Annotated in this window: 1 protein-coding gene; it reads right to left on the minus strand. The window is 42.7% G+C overall.

Going from position 1 to position 239, the window contains the following annotated elements:
• The coding region (locus HBA93_RS23305; RefSeq protein WP_286202169.1) for an RNA polymerase sigma factor at window positions 1–239 on the minus strand (239 nt) is incomplete at both ends.

Genomic DNA, 239 nt, shown 5'->3' on the forward strand with positions numbered 1-239 from the left:
TCCTGATCCGGAGCTTCATCAGCCGCATCAAAGGTTTCAGCGGAACCGAAATAACGATTTTTAGCTTTCGCCGCACGAAAATAATCTTTGGCGAGATTATCGGCGATACGAAATAAGTAAGAGCGTATATTCTTGATCTCACTTCGTTTTTCAGTGCCGTGAATGCGTAAAAATGTATCCTGAGTAATATCTTTTATGGTTTCAGGGTCATGACCTTTCTGCCGCAAGAAACGGGCAAT

The sequence above is a fragment of the Ochrobactrum sp. SFR4 genome (assembly GCF_019730395.1).
In the GTDB taxonomy this organism is placed as follows: Bacteria; Pseudomonadota; Alphaproteobacteria; order Rhizobiales; family Rhizobiaceae; genus Pseudochrobactrum.